The sequence below is a fragment of the Allobosea sp. LjRoot9 genome (assembly GCF_964252745.1).
In the GTDB taxonomy this organism is placed as follows: Bacteria; Pseudomonadota; Alphaproteobacteria; order Rhizobiales; family Beijerinckiaceae; genus Allobosea.
The window spans coordinates 1,618,373-1,639,639 of the sequence record NZ_CAXUPC020000001.1 but is presented as its reverse complement, the minus strand read 5'-3'; the positions used below and the strand labels follow the sequence as shown (position 1 = coordinate 1,639,639).

The 21,267-nt window shown below is 65.6% G+C and carries 18 protein-coding genes; 14 read left to right on the top strand and 4 right to left on the bottom strand.

What is annotated here, in order from left to right; all coding sequences use genetic code 11:
• Positions 1 to 5 precede the first annotated feature (5 nt).
• The 8 genes from ACSQ3P_RS07500 (at position 6) to ACSQ3P_RS07465 (ending at position 8,377) form a co-directional block, all read left to right on the top strand.
• Complete coding sequence (locus tag ACSQ3P_RS07500) at positions 6 to 1,433, top strand: FAD-binding oxidoreductase (RefSeq protein WP_436164941.1); 1,428 nt, start codon at positions 6 to 8, stop codon at positions 1,431 to 1,433.
• 125 nt (positions 1,434 to 1,558) lie between these two features.
• Entirely contained in the window at positions 1,559 to 2,407 is an 849-nt protein-coding gene (locus ACSQ3P_RS07495; protein ID WP_436164940.1) for a transporter substrate-binding domain-containing protein, read from the top strand.
• A 102-nt stretch (positions 2,408 to 2,509) separates the two neighbouring features.
• The gene (locus ACSQ3P_RS07490; protein WP_436164939.1) at positions 2,510 to 3,172 is read left to right on the top strand and encodes an amino acid ABC transporter permease; all 663 of its coding nucleotides are present in this window, start codon (positions 2,510 to 2,512) and stop codon (positions 3,170 to 3,172) included.
• Between the two features lie 10 nt (positions 3,173 to 3,182).
• A complete protein-coding gene (locus tag ACSQ3P_RS07485; protein WP_436164938.1) occupies positions 3,183 to 3,944 on the top strand; it encodes an amino acid ABC transporter ATP-binding protein in 762 nt (253 codons plus the stop codon).
• 13 nt (positions 3,945 to 3,957) lie between these two features.
• A complete protein-coding gene (locus tag ACSQ3P_RS07480) occupies positions 3,958 to 5,232 on the top strand; it encodes an NAD(P)/FAD-dependent oxidoreductase (RefSeq protein ID WP_436164937.1) in 1,275 nt (424 codons plus the stop codon).
• Complete coding sequence (locus tag ACSQ3P_RS07475; RefSeq protein ID WP_436164936.1) at positions 5,232 to 6,200, top strand: hypothetical protein; 969 nt, start codon at positions 5,232 to 5,234, stop codon at positions 6,198 to 6,200. Before ACSQ3P_RS07480 ends, ACSQ3P_RS07475 begins: the two co-directional genes overlap by 1 nt.
• A complete protein-coding gene (locus ACSQ3P_RS07470; protein WP_436164935.1) occupies positions 6,197 to 7,345 on the top strand; it encodes an alpha-hydroxy acid oxidase in 1,149 nt (382 codons plus the stop codon). The genes ACSQ3P_RS07475 and ACSQ3P_RS07470 overlap by 4 nt, the downstream gene beginning before the upstream one ends.
• Positions 7,346 to 7,450: 105 nt before the next feature.
• Positions 7,451 to 8,377, top strand: a complete 927-nt coding sequence (locus ACSQ3P_RS07465; protein ID WP_436164934.1) for a 2-hydroxyacid dehydrogenase — start codon at positions 7,451 to 7,453, stop codon at positions 8,375 to 8,377.
• A gap of 345 nt (positions 8,378 to 8,722) precedes the next feature.
• Here the strand turns inward: ACSQ3P_RS07465 and ACSQ3P_RS07460 are convergent, their stop codons facing one another.
• The gene (locus tag ACSQ3P_RS07460) at positions 8,723 to 9,280 is read right to left on the bottom strand and encodes a methylated-DNA--[protein]-cysteine S-methyltransferase (RefSeq protein ID WP_436164933.1); all 558 of its coding nucleotides are present in this window, start codon (positions 9,278 to 9,280) and stop codon (positions 8,723 to 8,725) included.
• Positions 9,281 to 9,465: 185 nt separating this feature from the next.
• Between ACSQ3P_RS07460 and ACSQ3P_RS07455 the strand changes: the two genes are divergently transcribed.
• The 3 genes from ACSQ3P_RS07455 (at position 9,466) to ACSQ3P_RS07445 (ending at position 12,467) form a co-directional block, all read left to right on the top strand.
• Positions 9,466 to 9,963: a GAF domain-containing protein gene (locus ACSQ3P_RS07455; protein WP_436164932.1), complete on the top strand. Its 498-nt coding sequence runs from the start codon at positions 9,466 to 9,468 to the stop codon at positions 9,961 to 9,963.
• A gap of 302 nt (positions 9,964 to 10,265) precedes the next feature.
• Complete coding sequence (locus ACSQ3P_RS07450) at positions 10,266 to 11,696, top strand: aldehyde dehydrogenase family protein (protein WP_310150881.1); 1,431 nt, start codon at positions 10,266 to 10,268, stop codon at positions 11,694 to 11,696.
• Positions 11,697 to 12,059: 363 nt separating this feature from the next.
• Entirely contained in the window at positions 12,060 to 12,467 is a 408-nt protein-coding gene (locus ACSQ3P_RS07445) for an ester cyclase (RefSeq protein WP_436164931.1), read from the top strand.
• Between the two features lie 392 nt (positions 12,468 to 12,859).
• On the opposite strand, the gene ACSQ3P_RS07440 is transcribed toward ACSQ3P_RS07445, so the two are convergent.
• A complete protein-coding gene (locus tag ACSQ3P_RS07440) occupies positions 12,860 to 13,975 on the bottom strand; it encodes a Gfo/Idh/MocA family protein (protein ID WP_436164930.1) in 1,116 nt (371 codons plus the stop codon).
• Positions 13,976 to 14,126: 151 nt separating this feature from the next.
• Here ACSQ3P_RS07440 and ACSQ3P_RS07435 point away from each other — a divergent pair, with 151 nt between their 5' ends.
• Entirely contained in the window at positions 14,127 to 14,993 is an 867-nt protein-coding gene (locus tag ACSQ3P_RS07435; protein ID WP_436164929.1) for a LysR family transcriptional regulator, read from the top strand.
• An 87-nt stretch (positions 14,994 to 15,080) separates the two neighbouring features.
• On the opposite strand, the gene ACSQ3P_RS07430 is transcribed toward ACSQ3P_RS07435, so the two are convergent.
• Together ACSQ3P_RS07430 and ACSQ3P_RS07425 are read right to left on the bottom strand one after the other, a co-directional pair.
• Positions 15,081 to 15,857 (bottom strand): lipo-like protein, encoded by a 777-nt coding sequence (locus ACSQ3P_RS07430; RefSeq protein ID WP_436164928.1) that lies wholly within the window; start codon positions 15,855 to 15,857, stop codon positions 15,081 to 15,083.
• A gap of 68 nt (positions 15,858 to 15,925) precedes the next feature.
• Positions 15,926 to 16,543, bottom strand: coding sequence for a ParB-like protein (locus ACSQ3P_RS07425; protein ID WP_436164927.1), 618 nt, complete (start codon positions 16,541 to 16,543; stop codon positions 15,926 to 15,928).
• Between the two features lie 348 nt (positions 16,544 to 16,891).
• On the opposite strand from ACSQ3P_RS07425, the gene ACSQ3P_RS07420 reads away from it, so the two are divergent.
• Both ACSQ3P_RS07420 and ACSQ3P_RS07415 read left to right on the top strand, forming a co-directional pair.
• Positions 16,892 to 18,163, top strand: coding sequence for an MdtA/MuxA family multidrug efflux RND transporter periplasmic adaptor subunit (locus tag ACSQ3P_RS07420; protein WP_436164926.1), 1,272 nt, complete (start codon positions 16,892 to 16,894; stop codon positions 18,161 to 18,163).
• Positions 18,160 to 21,267: an MdtB/MuxB family multidrug efflux RND transporter permease subunit gene (locus ACSQ3P_RS07415; RefSeq protein WP_436164925.1), complete on the top strand. Its 3,108-nt coding sequence runs from the start codon at positions 18,160 to 18,162 to the stop codon at positions 21,265 to 21,267. The genes ACSQ3P_RS07420 and ACSQ3P_RS07415 overlap by 4 nt, the downstream gene beginning before the upstream one ends.

The window sequence follows — 21,267 nt, the reverse complement described above, 5'->3', positions numbered from 1 at the left end:
CTGTCGTGCTCGAGCAGTTGCGCGCCATCGTCGGAGACAAGGGCCTGATCACCGATCCCGGTGAGATGGAGCCCTGGATCACCGATTGGCGCCAGCGTCGGCGCGGGCAGGCGCTTTGCGTGGTGTCCCCGGCGACGACGGCCGAGGTTTCGGCCGTGGTTGCGCTCTGCGCCACCGAGGGCCAGCCGGTCTTCCCGGTCGGCGGCAATACTGGGCTGTGCTTCGGCGCGGTGCCGGAGAGCGACCGGCAGGGCAAGATCGGGATTGTGCTCTCGCTGCGCCGGCTCAACCGCATCCGTGCGGTCGACCAGGCGACGGGGATCGCCACCGTCGATGCCGGCGTCGTCCTCGGGGATCTGCATGAGGCAGCCGTGAGGGCAGGGCGTCAGTTTCCGCTGCATCTCGGCAGCGAAGGCAGCGCCCAGATCGGCGGCCTGATCTCGACCAATGCCGGCGGGACGGGCGTCGTGCGCTACGGGCCGATGCGCGATCTCGTCGCCGGGCTCGAGATCGTGCTCGCCGACGGGCGCGTGCTCTGCGACCTCGCGGGCCTGCGCAAGGACAATACCGGCTACATGCTGCGCCATCTCTTCATCGGCGCGGAAGGCACGCTCGGCATCATCACCGGGGCGGCGCTCAGGCTCCACCCCCAGACGCCGAACACGGCCCATGCCTGGGTTTCGGTCGCTGATCCGGCGGCGGCGGTTTCTCTGCTGGCGGCGCTGCAGGGCCGCGCCGGTTCCTATATCCAGGCCTTCGAGCTGGTCTCGGCCTCGCAGTTCGAACTGGTGCGCCGGCATGAAGAGCGGGTGCGCATTCCCTTCGCCGAGATCCCGGCCTGGTCGCTGCTCATCGAGCTCGGCAGCGAGGACGCCACGACCGCGCTGAATGCGATCCTGGAAGAGGTGCTGGGCGCCGCCCTGGAGAGCGGCGGCATCATTGATGCGATCATGGCCGCGTCCGAACAGCAGGCCGCCGATTTCTGGCATGTCCGCCATTCCGTCTCGGAGGCGAACAAGAAGGAAGGCATCGGCATCGTCCATGACGTTGCGGTGCGGACCTCGGACGCTGCCGCCTTCATCGCGGCCGCCGACAAGGTTGCAGCAGAGCGCTTTCCGCAGGCGGTGACGCAGGTCGTCTGCCATCTCGGCGACGGCAATGTGCACTACATCCTGATGTTCCAGCACGAATTCTGGAACAGCCTGGCGGATGAGGATGCCTTCGCGCTCGAGGTCGAGCGGGCGATCCATGATGCGGCTGCGGTTTTTGAGGGCACCTTCAGCGCCGAGCACGGCGTCGGCCGCAAGCTCACCGAGGAGCTGGAGCGTCTCGCCGATCCGCTTCGCTACGAATTGATGGGGCGGGTCAAGGCGTTGTTCGACCCGCAGAATCTGATGAACCCCGGCGTCCTCCTCACGGCGAAGGCCGTGTGAGGAAGCCGGGGGACGATCCGCTGTCGCCTTCGATGAGGGGGGCGCAGGACGGAAGGCCCGCCAACGCAAGCGGGTGCCTGCCTCATCGGTTACGAGGCTTGTTTTCAACAATCGGGAGAATCGACATGATTGCACGCAGGGATCTCGCAGGCCTGATCGGGGCCGGCGCCGTGGCAGCTACCGCGCTGTCGCTGGCATCCAGCAGCGCCAGCGCCCAGAGCGCTTCGCAGAACACTTTTGACCGCATCCTCGCTACCAAGAAGCTGCGCCTCGGTGCGGTCGCAGCCGGCGCGCCCTGGTTCATGAAGGACCAGGCGACGGGCAAATGGGCCGGCCAGTTCTACGATATCGGCTCGGCGCTCGCCGCCGATATGGATGTGCAGCTCGAACTGGTCGAGACGACCTGGGGCAATGCGATCCTCGACCTGCAGGCCGACAAGATCGACATCATGTTTGGCCTGAACCCGACGCCGAAGCGCGCCATGGCGATCGATTTCTCGGGCACGGTCTATGACAGCGCGCTGGTCGTGATCGCGCGCCCTGGCTTCGAGCCCAAGACCTGGGCCGAGCTCAACGACCCCAAGGTCAAGATCTCGGTCGATATCGGATCGGCCCATGACCAGGTCGCCGGCCGGCTCTGCCCCAAGGCTCAGATCGTGCGCTTCAAGTCGATCGATGAAGCTACGCTGGCCCTGCGCAGCGGTCGCGTCGACGCCCAGTGCATCTTCTGGATGGGTGGCGTCCGCGCGGTGAAGCGCGACGCCGCGCTCGGCAAGGTCGTGGTGCCGCAGCCTCTGTTCGGCTCCACCTCCAATGCCGGCTTCCGCCGCGAGTCCGACAAGACCTGGCGCGATTTCGTCTCGATCTGGATCACCTATTCGCGCGGCCTCGGCATCGTGCGTGAGGCAGTGGTCGCCAGCCTCGCCAAGGTCGATCTGTCGCTCGACGACATCCCTCCGGGCGTCACATTCTGAAGCCTTCCGACCACTGGCTCCGGGCTCAGGCCCGGAGCCTTCGCGTCGTAGCTTCCGCCTGACTGGGGCCGCGGCGCCAATAACCTCCCGGAGGAGGACAGAATGTATCAGTGGCATTTCGACATCGTCTGGGGCTATCGCTGGCTGTTCCTGACCGGAACAGCGGTGACGATTGGGCTGACGATCGCGATCGTCATCCTCGGCATGGTCGTCGGGCTCGTTGCCGGCATCGCCCAGATTTCGCGCTCGCCGGTGCTGCGCTGGCTCTCCTGGGCCTATATCGAGATGTTCCGGCTGACGCCGCTGCTCGTGCTGCTGCTGTGGTTCTACTATGCCCTGCCGATCATGACCGGCATCAAGCTCGACGCGCTTCCCGCCGCGATCGTGACCCTCTCGCTCTATGGCGGATCGTTCTACGCCGAGGTGATCCGCGGTGGCATCGTCTCGATCGAGCCGGGGCAGTCGGAGGCTGGGCTCGCGCTGGGCATGACGCCGGCGCGCGTGATGCGCCGCATCGTGCTGCCTCAGGCGATCAAGCGCATGATTCCGCCGCTGATGAACCAGTCGATCATCCAGTTCAAGAACACCTCGCTGGTCTCGGTGCTGGCGGTGCCGGACCTGCTCTATCAGGGGCAGATCGTGGCGATGGACACCTATCGTGCGCTCGAGACCTACACCCTGATCGCAGCCATCTATGTCGTCGTGCTTCTGCCGCTGACAGCGATCGTCAAGCGCGCGGAAAAGCAACTCGCGCACAGCAACTAAGGCCACGACGATGAACCCCAAGATCGAGGTCTCCGGCCTGCGCAAGAGCTTCGGCTCCCTGACCGTGCTGCGCGACATCAACCTCACCGTCGAACCGGGCGCGGTCGTCGCGCTGATCGGCCCCTCCGGTTCTGGCAAGTCGACCTTGCTGCGCTGCCTGAACCTGCTGGTGATCCCCGAAGGCGGCAAGATCCGGATCGGCGAGAGCAGCTTCTCCTTCGGCGACAGCTCAAAGCTGCCTGGCGTGCGCGAGCAGGCCCGTTTCCGCTCCAACACCGGCATGGTGTTCCAGCACTTCAACCTGTTCCCGCATATGAGTGTCCTCCAGAACGTCATGGAGGGACCGCTCTCGGTGAAGAACATGCCGAAGGTCGAGGCCCAGGCGCTGGCGCGCCGGCTGCTCGCCAAGGTCGGCCTGAGCGACAAGGTCGATGTCTTCCCCAACAAGCTCTCGGGCGGCCAGAAGCAGCGCGTCGCGATTGCCCGCGCGCTCGCCATGGAGCCGGAGGTGATGCTGTTCGACGAGGCGACCTCGGCACTCGACCCCGAGCTCGTCGGCGAGGTTTTGGGCGTGATGCGCGATCTCGCCGCCGAAGGCATGACCATGATCATCGTCACCCATGAGATGGGCTTCGCTCGCGAGGTCGCCGACCGCGTCATCTTCATGCGCGACGGCGTGATCGTCGAGGAAGGGCCGGCCCGCGAGGTCATCGAGAACCCGGTGCAGGACGCGACCCGCGCCTTCCTCAGCCATTTCCACAATCGCGGCTGAGCGGATCAAGGCGATGGCGCGCGAGGCTTCCCAGACCGTCGCCGTCATCGGCGCCGGCATCATTGGCCTCTGCGCGGCGCTGGAGATCCAGCGCTGCGGGCACAAAGTCGTTCTGATCGAGCCCGAGGACCCTGGCGGCAGGCAGGCGGCCTCCTATGGCAACGGCACCTGGCTCAGTCCGGCGGCGATCATGCCGATCTCCGTTCCCGGCCTCTGGCGCAAAATTCCAGGCTTCCTGCTCGACCCGACCGGCCCCTTCGTGATCCGCTGGCGCGACCTGCCGGGGCTCGCCGGCTGGCTCGTCCGCTTCATCCTCGCCGGGCGCAGCTGGGCGCAGATCGAGGCCTGCGTCGCCGCGCGCTACCCGCTCTGCAAGGACACGGTCACCGACCACGCCGCCTTGGCGCAGGAGGCCGGCGTGCCGGAGTTGATCCGCAGGGAGGGGCTGATCTTCGTCTATCGCGATCGCACCGAGTTCCTGGCGGAAGCCCTGGAATGGGAGATGCGTGCTGCCCTTGGCGTGCGCTTCTCGCAGATCGAAGAGGATGAATTGCGCCGCCTTCTGCCGCAACTCGGGGCAGCCTATCGCTTTGGCGCAAGACTCGACGATGGCGGCCAGGTCGCCGATCCCGGCGCCTATTGCCGGGCCCTGGCCGAATTGGCGCTGCATCGCGGAGCGACGCGCGTCACGGCCCGCGCGACAGGCTTCACCATCGCCAGTGGCCGCTTGCGCGCGGTGGAGACCGATCACGGTTCCGTCGCCTGCGACCGCGCCGTGATCGCCGCCGGCATCGGTTCGCGCGATCTCGCCCGCCGCGCCGGCGACGCCGTGCCATTGATCTCGGAGCGCGGCTATCACGTCGTGATCCCTGATCCGGGCGTGGAGCTCGGCGCCGGGCTGATGCCGTCCGACGGCAAGATGGGCGTGGTCTCGACGCCGCAGGGCCTCAGGCTCGCGGGGCAGGTCGAGCTTGCTTCCGTCTCGACGCCGCCGGACTGGCGCCGCGCCGACATCCTGCTCGGCTTCGCCCGCACCATGTTTCCCGCGCTCGCCGAGCGCTTCGAGCGCGCCGAGATTGACCGCTGGATGGGCCATCGCCCCTCGACGCCGGACGGGCTGCCCTGTATCGGAGCGGCCTCGGCATGCCGCGATGTGGTCCACGCCTTCGGCCATGCCCATACCGGGCTGATCCAGGCTCCGGCTACGGCGAAGCTGGTCGCGGCTCTGATCGACGGGCGCATTCCGCCCTTCGATCCGTCTCCTTATTCGGCAAAGAGGTTCGGCTGATGGGCAATGAGTTGCTCTATCTCTCGCGCGGCGATGTCCAGGCGCTTGCCATCGCGCCGTCGGAGGCGCGCGAGGCCGTGCTGCAGGCCTTCCGCGACCATGCCGCCGGGCTGAACCAGAGCCTGCCGAAGAGCGCGCTGGGTCTCGGCCCCGGCCATGGTTTCCAGGCGATGACGGCTGCCTCCTCGGCGCAGTCCATCGCGACGCTGAAATGGGTGTCGATGGCGCCCGTGACGCCCAAAAGTCCGGTGCCAGGCATCAATGCGCTGATCTGCGTCAGCGATTATGCGAGTGGCGCGCCGATCGCGGTGCTCGACGGTGACGAGATCACGTTGATCCGCACCGCTGCCTTGTCGGCGGTTGCGGCATCCAGGCTCGCTCCGCCGGCGCCGCGCACGATCGGTTTCGTCGGCTGCGGGCTGCAGGCGCACGCCCATCTCGCCGCCTTTCTCGATCTCTATCCAGCTCTCGCCTCTGCGCTGCTGTTCAGCCGTAGCCGCGCCTCGGCCGAGAGCCTCGCCGAAGCCGCCTCCTTGCGTGGCCTCACGGCGGAGGTGGTCGAGGATGCGGATCAGCTGCTCGCGCAAAGCGACATCGTGATCTCGATGGTGCCCGGCGCGCCGGGTTTGCGGCCTTTCCTCGATGCCAACAGGATGAAGCCGGTCGCCTTCGCCTCGGCGGTCGATATCGGCCGCAGCTGGCGTCCGGAAACGCTACCCGCCTTCGACGTGCTCGTGACCGACAGTCTCGCCCAGTCGAGCGCGCCCTATGATGTCGACGGACAGCCGGTGACGACCGTCCGCTTCCAGCACGATCTCGTCGAGCTTGCCAACGCGCCGCATCCGACTGCTGCCGGGCGTCGTTCCTTCTTCTGCTTCCGCGGCTTTGCCCTGGCCGATCTCGCACTTGCGCATCTGGTCGTCGCCAAGGCGCGCATTGCGGGCATCGGCTTCAAGCTGCCGCGATGACCAAGCCCGCCTTCGCCCATATCCTCAATGTCGAGGATGCGCGCCGGGCCGCGAAACGGCGCCTGCCGCACGGTCTGTTCGAATATCTCGACCGCGGCAGCGAGGACGAGCTTTCGATCTCCGGCAACCGGCGGCAGCTCGATGCGATCCGGCTCGCGCCCTCGGTGCTGGTCGATGTGTCGCAGCGTTCGCTCGAGGCGGAGATCCTCGGCCATTCGCAGCCGCTTCCGCTTGTGATTGCGCCCACGGCCATGGCGGGTCTGGTCTGGCATGATGGCGAGATCGCGCTGGCCAAGGCAGCGGCGCGCGCCGGCATCCCTTTCTGCGTCTCGACCCAGTCGATCACCTCGGTCGAGCGCATCGCGGCGGAATCGGGCGCAAAGCTCTGGTTCCAGCTCTATGTCTGGAAGAACCGGCAGCGCACGCTGGCGCTCATCGACCGCGCCTGGGCGGCCGGGGCGGAAACGCTGGTGCTGACGGTCGACACCGCCGTCGGGCCCAACCGCGAATATAATCTGCGCAACGGCTTCGGCATTCCGCTCAAGGCCTCGGCGCGCGCCGGCATCGACCTGATGCTGCATCCGCGCTGGACGGCCTCGGTGATGCTGCGTTCGCTGATCGCCTCGGGCGTGCCGACCTATGCGCATTATCCCGAGGAGTTCCGCACCCAGCTCGGGCGGAGCTCGCTCTCCGACGAGCTGAGCCTCGCCACCGATGTGACTTGGGAGGATGTCCGCCTGCTACGCCAGCGCTGGAAGGGCAAGCTCATCCTCAAGGGCATCTTGCGCGTCGATGATGCGCTGACGGCGCTCTCCCATGGCGTCGATGCGATCGTGGTCTCGAACCATGGCGCGCGCAATCTCGACTGCGCGCCTGGCCCGACCGAGGTCCTGCCCGCCATCGTCGCGGCGATCGGGGGCCGCATGGAGATCCTGGCCGATAGCGGCGTGCGCCGTGGCGCCGACATCGCACGCTTCCTGGCGCTGGGTGCAAGCGGCGTCCTGATCGGCCGCGCGACGCTCTACGGCGTCGCGATCGGGGGCGCGGATGGGGCAGGGCGCGTCCTCGATCTCCTGAGCCATGAACTCAATGTGACGATGGGCATGCTCGGTGCGCGTAATCTGGCTGATCTGCGTCGCTGCTGAAGCTGTTGGCAGCGCGTGCCGGAGCGATGTCGACACGGACCATCATTGCATACAAGACAGAGCCTTCCAGGGACGCTAGGAACATGCCGTAGCGCGAGGAAAACTATGATCTTTCTGTACAAGTCCGAGGCTGTGCGCGGTAATCACTGGAAGGCCGTCTTCGAGGAGCGCGAGCCCGATCTGCCGTTCCGGATCTGGCCGGATGTCGGCGATCCCGCGCTGGTCAAATACATGGCGGTCTGGCTGCCGCCGGACGACATCTCGACCGGCTATCCCAATCTCGAGGTGCTGTTCTCGGTCGGCGCGGGCGTCGACCAGTTGAACCTCGATTTGGTGCCGCCAAACGTCAAGGTCGTCAGGATGCTCGACCCGAGCGTGCCGCAGATCATGGCCGAGTTCGTCACGACGGCGGTGCTGTCCCTGCATTGCGATGTCCTGACCCATATGGACCAGCAGCAGCGCGGGCTCTGGAACCCCCAGCCGTCCGCGACGGCTGGGACCAGGCGCGTGGGTGTGCTCGGGCTTGGGCAGCTGGGCAGCCTGGCGTGCAAGAAGCTGGCTTATGCCGGCTTCAAGGTCGCCGGCTGGAGCCGGTCGCGCCATGAGATCGAAGGCATCGAGACCTTCTCCGGGGAGGGCGAGTTCGATGCCTTCCTCGGCCGCACCGATATCCTGGTCTGCCTCCTGCCATTGACGGCGGAGACCCAGGGCATCCTGAACGGCGACCTCTTCGCCAAGCTGCCGCGCGGCGCCATGCTCGTGAATGTCGGGCGCGGGGGGCATCTCGATCAGGACGCCTTGCTGGCGGCACTGGATAGCGGCCAGATTTCCGGTGCGGTGCTCGACGTCACCGATCCCGAGCCGCTGCCGCCCGATCACCCGATGTGGACGCATCCGCGTATCCTGCTGACGCCGCACATCGCGAGCTCGGCGCAGCCGGGAACTTCCGTGGAGGTCATCCTGAAGAATCTGGACCTGTTGCGGGCCGGCAAGGAGCCGATCGGCCTGATCGATCGACAGCGCGGCTATTAGAGCGCGCCGGTTATGCTCTGAAACACACCGTCATTCCGGATCTACGCGGCTTCGCCGCTTGTCCGGGATGACGGCGTGGTTCCCGCACACCCGCCCAGCCTAACGGCTTCGCGAGGCCAGCGTTGCGGTGAGATTGCTCGTCGCCTGCAAGGCGCGGAGGTGCACCAGTAATTGGTCGAGGAGCCGTGACATGACCTTGGTGATTGCCGCCGTCCCCAGGCCGTGGCGGCCAGGATTTTCTCCTGCGGCTATGGCGGCGCCCTGCGCATGCATGAACGCAGACGCGAGCTGACCGGGCTCGAAGCAGCGGGGCGAGGGCGCGTATGCGCCCCCGATCCGCACAATTCAGGCAGCAGGCCGAAGGCTGTGCTGCGCTTCCGGCCGCGCCGTCGCATATCTCGCGACAGCCTCTTTCTCGCGCTGCAGCAGCACCCTCTTGCGGTACACGCCCCAGCGATATCCCGAGATCGAGCCGTCCTTCTTGAGGACGCGGTGACAGGGCACCAGGATCGCGATCGGATTGGCAGCGATCGCCTTGGTGACGTCGCGGGCATCGCGCGTGCCGAGGAGCGCGGCCAAGGCTCCGTAATGGATGGTCTCGCCCATCGGGATATCCCGGAGCATCTGCCAGACATTGATCTCGTAGGGCGTTCCGCGCAGATCGAGCGGGATGTCCGGGGCGAGGCCCGGTTGCTCGACCAATTGCGCCGTCGTACCAACGAGCTCGGCCAGGCCGCTTTCGTTGCTGACGATCTCAGCGTCCGGGAAGCGCGCATGCAGTGCCTCCTCCGCGGTCTGGCGCTGGTTGGCGAACTCGAAGGCGACCAGGCCCTTGGCCGAGACCGCAACCAGAAAGTCGCCCAGGCCGCTTTTGCCCCATGCAAAGTGGATGATGTCGCACATGGCTTTCTCCTGTCGGGTCCGATTGCTGGTCCTGAAAATAGGGTCCGAAGGCAGCGTCCTCCACCCGATTCCTGCCCAAGGGGGATGCTCATGCGGTGCGCGGACCGATGGTCGCGGCGGCACCCGGCATGTTAGGGAGGGCCAGACGGATGCCCAGCGTCCAGGCCCCCTGATGAGGAATGGCGATGTTTGAAGCGCTCGCGATCGCGACGGACGACAAGGCGGAATTTTATCGCGAATTGTCGCAGCAGCTCGAGGCTCTTCTGGCGGGGGAGGGCGAGGCGATCGCCAACGCCGCCAATACCTCGGCGTTGCTGTTCCAGATGATGCCGGGCCTCAACTGGGCCGGCTTCTACATCATGCGCGACGGCGAGCTCGTGCTCGGGCCGTTCCAGGGCAAGCCGGCTTGCGTGCGCATTCCGGTCGGGCGCGGCGTCTGCGGCGCGGCGGTCGAGCGCCGGCAGTCGATGCTGGTCGAGGATGTCCATGCCTTTCCCGGCCATATCGCCTGCGATGCGGCCTCCCGCTCCGAACTGGTCGTGCCCTTGCTCCGCGACGGCAAGGTGATCGGGGTGATCGACCTCGACAGCCCACATCCGGCCCGGTTCGACGCGGCCGATCAGGCCGGCATCGAAGCCATCGCCGCGATCTATCTCTCGGCGAGCGCTCCGATCGCGCCCTGACATGGCGGCATGGGGCCATGCCTGAATCCGGGCCGATCCGGCCGTGACAACCATCCGGCATCTGCCTACGTTGTAACCGTCGGAACACAGCGCGAAGCGCGTGCGGACAGACCGTGGACCGATCCTCGTCGTTTCGTCTGGCGGGATCGAACCGCGCGCCATCGTTTGGTCGTGAGGAACGCCAAGCTGTCGAGACCAGACCGATCGATCGCCTTTCGCCCGCTCGCAATCATTGCCGGCGCGGGCGGTTCCGGGCGGTCGGGAATAGCCACCTGCTGAGATCAGCCTTCGGAGAACGCACCATGTCGCACGCCTTGCAATTCTACATCGATGGTCAGTGGGTGGCTCCCTCGGGGAACAAGACGCTCGACGTGATTGATCCTTCGACGGAGGAAGCCTTCGCCACGATCGCGCTCGGCGAGCAAGCCGATGTCGACAAGGCGGTCGCTGCCGCCCGCGCCGCCTTCCCGGCCTTCGCCGCGACCTCCCGCGCCGAGCGCCTGGCGCTGATGCGCCGCCTGGCCGAGGCCTACAAGGCGCGTTATGCGGATATCGCCGATGCGCTCTCGCGCGAGATGGGCGCGCCGAAGGAGCTGGCCCACCGGGCGCAGGCCGGCATGGGCACCGCCCATCTGGCGAAGATGATCGAGACGCTGGAGACCTTCGAATTCGAGGAGCTGCGCGGCACGACCCTGATCGCCAAGGAGCCGATCGGCGTCGTCGGCATGATCACGCCGTGGAACTGGCCGCTGAACCAGATCATGTGCAAGGTCGCGCCGGCTCTCGCCGCCGGCTGCACCATGGTGCTGAAGCCCAGCGAGATCGCCCCGATCAACGCCATCATCTTCGCGGAAGTGATGCATGAGGCCGGCGTGCCGAAGGGCGTGTTCAACCTCGTCAATGGCGATGGGCCGACGGTGGGCGAGGCGATCTCGCGCCATCCGGGCGTCGACATGGTCTCCTTCACCGGTTCGACCCGCGCTGGTATCCTCGTCGCCAAGGCCGCGGCCGATACGGTCAAGCGCGTGCATCAGGAGCTCGGTGGCAAGTCGGCCAACATCATCCTGGACGATGCCGACCTGCAGAAATCGGTGAAGCTCGGCGTCGAAAGCGTCATGCGCAACTCCGGCCAGTCCTGCAACGCACCGACCCGGATGTTCGTACCGGAGAGGCTGCATGAGGAAGCGCTCGCCATCGCCAAGCAGGTCGCCGAGCCGCTCAAGGTGGGTGCTCCCTCGGCGGACGGCGTCTTCCTCGGCCCAGTCGTCAGCGAGGTGCAGTACGAGAAGATCCAACGCCTGATCGAGGCCGGCATCAAGGAAGGCGCGACGTTGGTCACCGGTGGACCGGGGCGTCCGGAAGGGCTGAACCGAGGCTACTATGTCCGCCCGACGGTCTTCGGCGGCGTCACCGACGAGATGGCGATCGCGCGCGAGGAGATCTTCGGCCCCGTGCTCTCGATCCTGCCTTATGGCAGCGAGGATGAGGTGATCGAGCGGGCGAACGATACGCCTTACGGGCTGGCCTCCTATGTCCAGTCCGGCTCGCTCGATCGCGCCCGTAAGGTCGCGGCCAAGATGCGCAGCGGCAATGTCTACATCAACTACCCGGCCTGGGACGCAGGCGCCCCCTTCGGCGGCTACAAGCAGTCCGGCAATGGCCGCGAATATGCCGGCTTCGGCCTCGAGGAGTTCCTCGAGATCAAGGGCACCGTCGGCTTCGAGGCGGCCTGAGCATGGCCACCCTGCGGCGGGGGCGTTTTACCCCCCCGCCGTATCGGGCCTGCGTGAGGGCCCGAGCCTCTGAAGTACCATGCCTCCGAAGCGCCATGCCGGAGCCGCAATCGGTTGAGACAAGCAAACCGTGCCGGGGACGACGGCCGACATTACGCCTGTGAAGCCAGGGTGGCCTGTGACAGCCAGGATGTGCCCATGCTTGTGTTTCCGATCGGTCCCGCGCTTTGCGCCTTGGCCTGCATGCTGGATGCAGAGTGTTGATCTCAATAAGCTTGATTTCGATGCTTCAGTGTATTGGCGCGCCCGCCGATCGGATACGATCTAAGGATGTACTGGACTGTTCAGGGGGGATTCTAAGAGATGGCCACCGAAGAAAACAAGAAGTTGGTTCGAAACTTCGTAGAGATTGCCATCAATAATCGGAATCTTGATGCCGCCGGCGATTATATGGCGGAGGACATGGTCGAGTTGGTTCCGTTTCCTGGGCAAGGTCCTGGCCTTGCCGGGTTGAGGGACGTGCTTCGCGGAATGTTCGCTGCATTTCCGGATATGCACTGGACCATCGAGGAGCAGATCGCCGAAGGCGCCAGTGTGCTGACCCGTTTTACTTGGACAGGCACGCACAATGGCGAATTCTTTGGCGTCCCGGCTTCGGGCCGTAAAGTGTCGGTTTGGGGGATGGTGATTGATAGTTTGGAGCACGGCAAAATCAAGCGCTCGCGTATCCTGATGGACGCGCTTGGTCTCATGCAGCAGATCGGTGGCTAGCGGAAAGCGCGAGTTCCTTACCAGCCAACCGGGTCGCTTCCGAGTGACCCCAGCGGGGAACGCATTGGGCCGAACAGACGGAGCTCTTGGCTCCTTGGTCCGGCTCGAATAACTCGACCTCTCCGTGGCATACGTTGGGTCCGCCTCTAATGCGCCAAAAGCGAAATTCCGGCTCCCGGAATTTCCTTTAGAAATCAATAGACACAACGTAGGCTTGCCCAGTTTCATCCTCTCTGGCGCTCGGCAGCAACGAGACCTTCTTCTACGGGCCGCTGCGCCTGTTCACGGGCGTCGAGGGGCTTTCCGGCCTCGTCTTCATCGGCTGGACCTCGGCTTTCACCTATTAGTGTATGACCCAGTTCTGGAACGGCCATTGAGGCGCAGGGATCAATCTAGAGCGATACCCGCCTTCCGCTCGCGGCGGCTCTCTCAATGGCGGCAATGACACGATGCACGGCCACAGCATCGTCAAAACGCGGTGTCGTGCGCGTGCCGTGCCGCAAATCATGCGCCATCCCGGCATAGACGCGAGCGACATTGCCCGGCTCGACATCGTCCGGCCAGCCGGCGCGATATGAGGCTGGCACTTCGATGGCTCGGAATGCCTTCTCCTCCCCCCTGATCCCTTTGAGGGTGAGCTGCACCATCTGCGTGTGACCGGACGGGCCTGAGACGCGGATGTCGCCCTTGGTCCCGTTGATTTCCCAGAACAGGCCATCGCCGTCGCGCGGTTCGCCGCCACGATAATGCAGCGAGACAGGCACGCCACCGGTCAGCATCCCGGAGATGAGGACCTGGTCGGGGGCGGATACGGGCATGATCTCGCCAGTGTCGACCACAAGCGCGGTTGGGCGCCGCGTCGTCAGCGCCGCCGAAACCTCCATGACGGGCCCGAGCACGCTCGTAAGCGCTGCCAGCGTATGGCCGACCGGGATCGTCAGCATGGTGGCGCCATTGCTGCGATCCAGCAGATAGCCATAGGTTTTCTTGTCGGGAATGTTGCCTCCGCCCTGCAGGGCGCCGCCCCACGCGACAAGCGTGGTCGACAGCACCTCTCCGACGAAGCCGTCCGCGATCAGCTGCTTCAGATATGCGATTTCCGGCGCAAACGGCGCCTGTGTGCCGACGACACCCAGGATGCCTTTTGCGTCCGCCAGTGCGGCCATGTCCTCTGCCTCGGCCAGGCCATTGCCGAGCGGCCATTCGCAATAGACGTGTTTGCCTGCTGCGATGGCCGCTTTCACGATCTCGAAGTGAGGGGGCACCTTGACGGCGACGGTCACGATATCGACCTCCGGCGCTGCGATCAGCTCCGCGACGGTGTCGAAGGCACGGGAAAGCCCGGTCTCGGCAATGGCTGCTTCGGCGCTCGCCCTGCTCGAATTGGCGACGCCCACGATCTCGAAGCTGTCCGAGAGCGCGCGCAGCGCAGGCACATGGGATCTTGCAGCCCAGCTCCGGCCTGGCTGCAAGCCCACGATGCCGACTCCCAAACGTTGGCCTGGCATGATGTCTCGTTCTCCTGGCTACCGTGTCGGCTGTGCCATCGGCGTCATCTGACATCGTGGATGGCAGGCCGATTTCGGTACCCAAACTATGTCCGCGCGCTCTCTGCAAAAATTCGGTATATCTGCCAGCGATCCCTGAGAATTCGCACAGATGACCGATTGGGAAGACATCCGCCACTTTCTGGCTGTGGCCGAGTGCGCCACGCTCTCAGGAGCGGCCCGCAAGCTGAAAGTAGATCATGCGACAGTGAGCCGACGGCTCGCGGCGCTCGAAACGGCGCTCGACGTCCGTCTGGTCGACCGGCTGCCGCGATCCTGCCGTCTGACGGCTATCGGGGAAGCCGTGCGCGAGCGCGCCCTGACGATGGAGGCAGGCGCGGACGGCATTGCCCGGCTGGCAAAGGCTGCACATGCGCCGCTCGTCGGCCGCGTCGCGGTCAGCGCGCCGCCCGTCCTCGTCGCTCCGCTGCTGGCTCGCCACCTCGCACGCTTCCATGACGAGCATCCCGACATCCGACTGTCGCTTGCGGCGCAAGGCGAGCAGGTTTCGCTGAGCCGCCGAGAGGCGGATGTCGCCGTTCGGCTGGTCCGCCCCGACGAGGCTGGCAGTGTCACGCGGAAGATCGGCGCGATGCCTTTCGGCCTCTATGCCCAGCGCTCGTACAGCCATCTCGCTGCACCTGAGCGTTGGCAATTCATCGCCTTCGACCAGGCCTTCGCCGACATGCCTCAACAGCAATGGCTGCTCGGCATTGCGGGCGACCGACCTATTGTCTGCGAATTGAACTATATCAGCGAGCACCTGATCGCAGCGCGGGCCGGGGTTGGCGTCGCCGGTTTGCCCTGCTTCCTTGGCGAGGCGGATTCCGATCTCGTCAGGATCGACAGGAACGCGCCGTCCTTCTCGCGCGATATCTGGCTCGTCGTCCATCGCGACCTGCGCAATTCGAGGCCAGTGCGCGCGGTCATGGATTTCGTCGCCCATATCATTGCCGAGGAACCGCTGCTGAAGCCGTAGACCGGACAGTTGCTGAGGCGCTTTCCTTGGCGGGGGCAGGGAGCAGCTCGGACGGTTCGGTCAGAATGCGACGTGATCCACGCCGCCTCAGGGCCCGTGGACCCAGGTCAGGCCCTTGTAGTTGAAGCCCTCTTCGAGCGTCGGCTTGATGATCTCGAAATAGGGCGAGATGTCGAAATCGGCAGGCGCGTAGAGGCTGTGATGCCGGATATGCAGGAGTTCCTGTCGGCGCCAGCTGCTGATGCCGCGCTTGACCGCGACGCCCTGCTCGATGCGCGGCAGGATGGGGTAGCCGATGCGCCCGAACGCCTCGGCGAGCAGGGTCGAGCAGATCGCCCGGGTCGGCTCTCCCGATCCGAGCGCGATCATGCGCCGCCGCCAGCGCGAGGGGATGGGCGGTGTCGGCAGCAGATAGCGGGCGAGGTCGACGATGTTGCGCATGTCGTAGCGGATGCCGAGGCGCGAGATCATGAAGTTGATCAGTTCGTCACGATCGCCGTCCGTCAGCCCGACCGGTCGGCAGATGCGGGTGTGGAACCGCGCCAGGCTCGAGAGCGGAATCGACCTGCAGCCCGCATCGAGGACGACTTCGATCAAGGTGTGGCGCTCGCTGCCGTCATCGGGCGCTCCAAGCACGTCCCCGACATAAAGCGCGGCATGCGACCAGGTCGAATGGGTCAGGTATTTGACCGCCGTCGCGATCATGCTGGAGCCGGCGACCAGCACGACATCGCCCGGCCGCAGCGTACGCCGCAGCGCATCCGGATCCGACGGGATGAAGAGCTCCTGGCCGGGCGTCTCGCGCAGCAGCACGCGGGCCAGCCTGTGTCCGAGCCAATCGAGAGCCGTATTGGATTGCCTCATCGCATCGTCACCTTGCGCCCTGCGTCCCGGGATATTCCTCGTCCGGCTGCGCCGGAGCGTGCGGTTGGCTAATCCTCTATGGGACCGCACCATCCCGGCAGATAGCTGGCCTCCTGGCCCCTTGCGAGATCGAGCGCCTTGACCACCGCTGCTTCGAATGCGCTCACGACACGCTTGCGCGGGATGCGCCGCCGCAGGAAGTCGGCCCACAGGAATTCGGAGAACGGCGTCACATCCTTGGCGAAACCGCCGGCGCGGCGGAGCTCTCCGGCGAGCGACCGATAGGGATCGTCCTTGAGGTCGCGGACCCGCTTGGGGATGTCGTCGACGCTGCGGCGCAGGCCCTCCGTGTCATAGGGATGGGTCCAGGCGCGGTGCTCGCAGACCGTCCAGAAGCTCTGCCTGGTCAAGCCCGACAGATCGGACACCACATTGACGAGCACCTCCTCGACGCCTTCCTCGTCAAGCGCGCGCGCCAGATGATGATGGTCGAGGATGTAGAAGCGGTCCTTGGGGCCCTTGAGCACCGGAATCATGTGCTTGCCCAGGAATTCCTGCGCATGCACGCCGTGTTTCTCGCGCCAGAGCCGGCGCTTGGCCTCGACCTCGCGCAGACCGACCGTCATCTGGGTCGGTCGGAGCTCGCTGATCCTGACGGGGTGAAGGATGGGCTCTCGCGTCGTCATCGGGGGCACCTCGCATGGGGGCGGCGGATTTCGGTGTGTAGGGACGATCGGGAGGAGATCGGCCGATCTTGACGGTATTCCATGGTGGCGCATGGATAAGACGCGAAATGAATAGGACGGGAAAAAGCCACATCTGTGGCTAGGTTGACCTGTGCCGAGTCGGCCCAGATCACGTCGCATGCGACGTGATCGATTCTAAAAGTTTAGAGCATTGCTCATGCGAAAAACCGGTACCCACTTTTTCGCGCAATGCTCTAGGGCCAGCGCTGGCAATGGGGATAGCCGCACGGCGTTTGCCCAACTGGTGTATCGTCGCAGTGGAGATCCGATAGTGGTGACGGTGCGCCGATGAACCAGAAGCCCGTGTTCCCGAAGCTGTCGCCCGACAGCGAGGCGCCTGCGGTTCCCGTGCGGAGATCGCGCCTGCGCTCGCCGGTCATCTGGCTGCTCCTCCTGCTCGTTGCCGGCGGCGCGCTCTGGTGGAGCCGGCGACAGGCCGCTGAGGCGCCGCCGCCGGCACGCGGCGGCCGCACGGCCGTGCCGATGTCGATCGTGCCGGAAATCGTTAGGAAGGGCGATATCGCGATCAATCTCGACGCGCTGGGAACCGTCACCTCGCTGGCGACCGTCTCGGTTCGGTCGCAGATCAGCGGGCAACTGGTCCGGATCGATTTCAAGGAAGGCCAGGACGTCAAGAAGGGCGATCTGCTCGCCGAGATCGACACGCGCCCCTATGAGGCGGTCCTGGCGCAGATGAAGGGGCAATTGGCGCGCGACGAAGCCCTGCTCAAGGGCGCGCAGGTCGATATGGCGCGCTATCAGGGCCTGTCCGCACAGAACGCCGTCTCGCGCCAGACGCTCGATACCCAGACCGCGCTGGTCGCCCAGTATGAGGGAACGGTGGCCGCCGACCGCGCCCAGGTCAACGCGGCCGAGGTCAATCTGCAATATTGCCGGATCGTCGCGCCGGCTGATGGCCGCGTCGGCCTGCGTCAGGTCGATCAGGGCAATTACGTCACCCCCGGGGACACCAACGGCCTCGTAGTGATCACCCAACTGGCGCCGATCAGCGTCCTGTTCACGATGCCGGAGGATAATCTTCAGGCGATCTCGGCGCGCTTAAGGAGCGGCGCGACGTTGCCGGTCACGGCTTTTGACCGCGCCGGCGCCAAGAAGATCGCCGAGGGCGTCCTGCAGACCTTCGACAGCCAGATTGATTCCACCACCGGAACGATCAAGCTGCGCGCGCAGTTCGGGAATGAGGCGAGGACGCTCTATCCGAACCAGTTCGTGAATATCCGCCTGCTGGTCGACACGCATAAGGACGTCACGCTGATGCCGACGGCCGGCGTGCAGCGTGGGGTGCCGGGAACCTTCGTCTATCTCGTTAATGCCGACGCCACAGTCTCGGTCCGCAAGGTCGAGCTCGGGATCAGTGATGGCGAGCATGTCGAGGTTCGCTCCGGGCTGAACCCGGGCGATGCCATCGTCGTCGACGGCGCCGACAAGCTGCGCGATGGCGCGAAGATCAGCGTGCGCTCGGAAAGCGGCGCGAGCCCGGCGCAACCAGAACAACCGGCAGGCGGCAGGCGGCGGCAGAATGGCGGCCGCCAGCCATGAGCCCGTCGCGGCCCTTCATCCTGCGGCCGGTCGCGACCACATTGCTGATGGTCGCGATCATGCTGTCGGGCATCCTGGCCTTCCGCTTCCTGCCGGTCGCGGCCCTGCCTGAAGTCGACTACCCGACCATACAGGTGCAGACCTTCTATCCGGGCGCGAGCCCCGATGTGATGACCTCCTCGGTCACCGCGCCGCTCGAGGTCCAGTTCGGCCAGATGCCGAACCTCAACCAGATGAGCTCGGTCAGCTCCGGCGGCGCATCCGTCATCACCTTGCAGTTCGGGCTCAACATCACGCTCGACGTCGCCGAGCAGGAGGTCCAGGCCGCGATTAACGCCGCCGGCAACCTGTTGCCCTCGGACCTGCCGGCGCCGCCGATCTACGCCAAGGTCAACCCGGCCGATGCGCCGATCCTGACGCTCGGACTGACCTCGGCGACGATGCCTCTGACGCAGGTGCAGGATTTCGCCGATACGCGGCTAGCGCAGAAGATCTCGCAGCTCCCGGGCGTCGGGCTGGTCAGCATCAGCGGTGGCCAGCGGCCGGCGGTGCGCATCCGCGCCGATATCCGCAAGCTCGCCGCCTATGGCCTGAACATCGACGATCTGCGCAGCACGCTCGGCACCGCCAATGTCAACACGCCCAAGGGCAGCTTCGACGGCCCCCTGCGTGCCTCGACGATCAACGCCAACGACCAGATCCGGACCGCCAATGGCTACAGGTCGCTGATCGTCGCCTACAAGAACGGGGCGGCGGTCCGGCTCAGCGACATCGGCGAGGTCGCCGACGGCTCGGAGAACGACAAGCTCGGCGCCTGGATGAATGCCTCGCCGGCCGTCATCCTGAACATCCAGCGGCAGCCCGGCGCCAATGTCATCTCGGTGGTGGAGGGCATCAAGGCACTCCTGCCGCAGCTCAAGGCATCGCTGCCGGCCGCGATCGACATGGCCGTGCTCACCGACCGCACCGTTACCATCCGCGCCTCGGTGCGGGATGTGGAATACGAATTGACGCTGGCGGTGGTTCTCGTCGTGCTGGTGATCTTCGTCTTCCTGCGCAGCACGCGCGCGACCCTGATCCCGAGCCTGTCGGTTCCGCTGTCGCTCGTCGGCACGCTGGGCGTGATGTATATGAGCGGCTTCAGTCTCAACAACCTGACCCTGATGGCGCTGACCATCTCGACCGGCTTCGTCGTCGACGATGCCATCGTCGTGATCGAGAACATCTCGCGCTATATCGAGGAGGGCGACACGCCGCTTCACGCCGCCTTGCGCGGTTCGGAGCAGATCGGCTTCACCATCATCTCGCTGACGGTATCGCTGATCGCCGTGCTCATCCCGCTGCTGTTCATGGGCGATGTCGTCGGCCGGCTGTTTCGGGAGTTCGCGATCACGCTTGCCGTGACGATCCTGATTTCCGCCGTGGTTTCGCTGACCCTGGTGCCGATGGCCTGCGCGAAGCTGCTGAAGGCTGCGGCCGAGACCCATGAGAACGGCTTCCAGCGCTGGAGCCGCGAAGCCTTTGACGGCATCATCGCAGTCTATGCCCGCATGCTGAACTGGGTGCTCGATCGCCAGACCTTGGTGCTGCTGGTGGCTTTGGCGACCTTCGGGCTGACGGGCCTGCTCTATGTGGTCATCCCGAAAGGCTTCTTCCCGCTGCAGGATACCGGCGTCATCCAGGCGATCTCGGAGGCGCCGCAATCGGTGTCCTATGCTGCGATGGCCAAGCGGCAGCAGGCGCTGGCGAGCGAGATCCTGAAGGATCCCGATGTCGAGAGCCTGTCCTCCTTCATCGGCGTGGACGGAACCAACAGCACGCTCAACAGCGGCCGCATCCTGATCAATCTCAAGCCGCATGAGGAGCGGACATCCAACATCGCCGCGGTGATGCAGCGCCTGCAGGAGCGCACGGCGCCTCTTCCGGGCATCACGCTCTACATGCAGCCGGTGCAGGACCTGACCGTCGAGGGCACCGTCAGCCGGATGCAGTATCAATTCATCCTGCAGGATGCGAGTGCCGACCAGCTCGCGGAATGGACGCCCAAGCTGGTCGACAAGCTGAAGGAGCTTCCGCAACTGGACGATGTCGCGAGCGACATCTCGGCCCGCGGGCTCGCCGTCTTCGTCGATATCGACCGCGACCAGGCGGCGCGCTTCGGCATCACGCCGGCGACGATCGACAATGCGCTCTACGACTCCTTCGGACAGCGCATCGTCTCGACGATCTTCACCAACTCCAACCAGTACCGCGTCATCCTCGAGGCCGATCCGCAGCTCCAGAAGTCGCTGCGCTCGCTGTCGGCGATCCACCTGCCGTCCTCGGTCGGTGGGGGACCTGTGCCGCTCGACGTGGTCGCGAGGATCCGCGAGGGCATGGCGCCGCTCCAGGTTTCGCATCTCGGCCAGTTCCCGTCCGCCACCGTCTCGTTCAACCTGGCGCCGGGCGCATCGCTCGGCGAGGCCGTGACCGCGATCAAGCAGGCGGAAGCCGAGATCGGCCTGCCGGAGAGCGTGGTCAGCACCTTCCAGGGCGCGGCCCAGGCCTTCCAGTCCTCGCTCTCAAACCAGATCTGGTTGATCCTGGCGGCGATCGTGACGGTCTATATCGTGCTGGGCGTTCTCTATGAGAGCTTCATCCATCCGCTGACGATCCTCTCGACCCTGCCGTCGGCGGGCATCGGCGCGCTCCTGGCGCTGATGGCGGCCGGGCAGGAGCTCACGATCGTCGCGATCATCGGCATCATTCTCTTGATCGGCATCGTGAAGAAGAACGCGATCATGATGATCGACTTCGCGCTCGACGCCGAGCGGAACGAGGGCAAGACGCCGCGCGAGGCGATCTATCAGGCCTGCCTGCTGCGTTTCCGGCCGATCCTGATGACCACGATGGCGGCGGTGCTGGGCGCGCTGCCGCTGATGCTGGGAACCGGCGCTGGATCGGAACTCAGGCATCCGCTCGGCATCTCCATCGTCGGCGGCCTGCTGGTCAGCCAGGTCCTGACCTTGTTCACGACGCCGGTGATCTATCTCTGGTTCGACCGCCTCGCGGTGCGTTTCGCCGGACGCGAGCCCGTCATCGGCCCGGCACGAGAGACGAGCTAG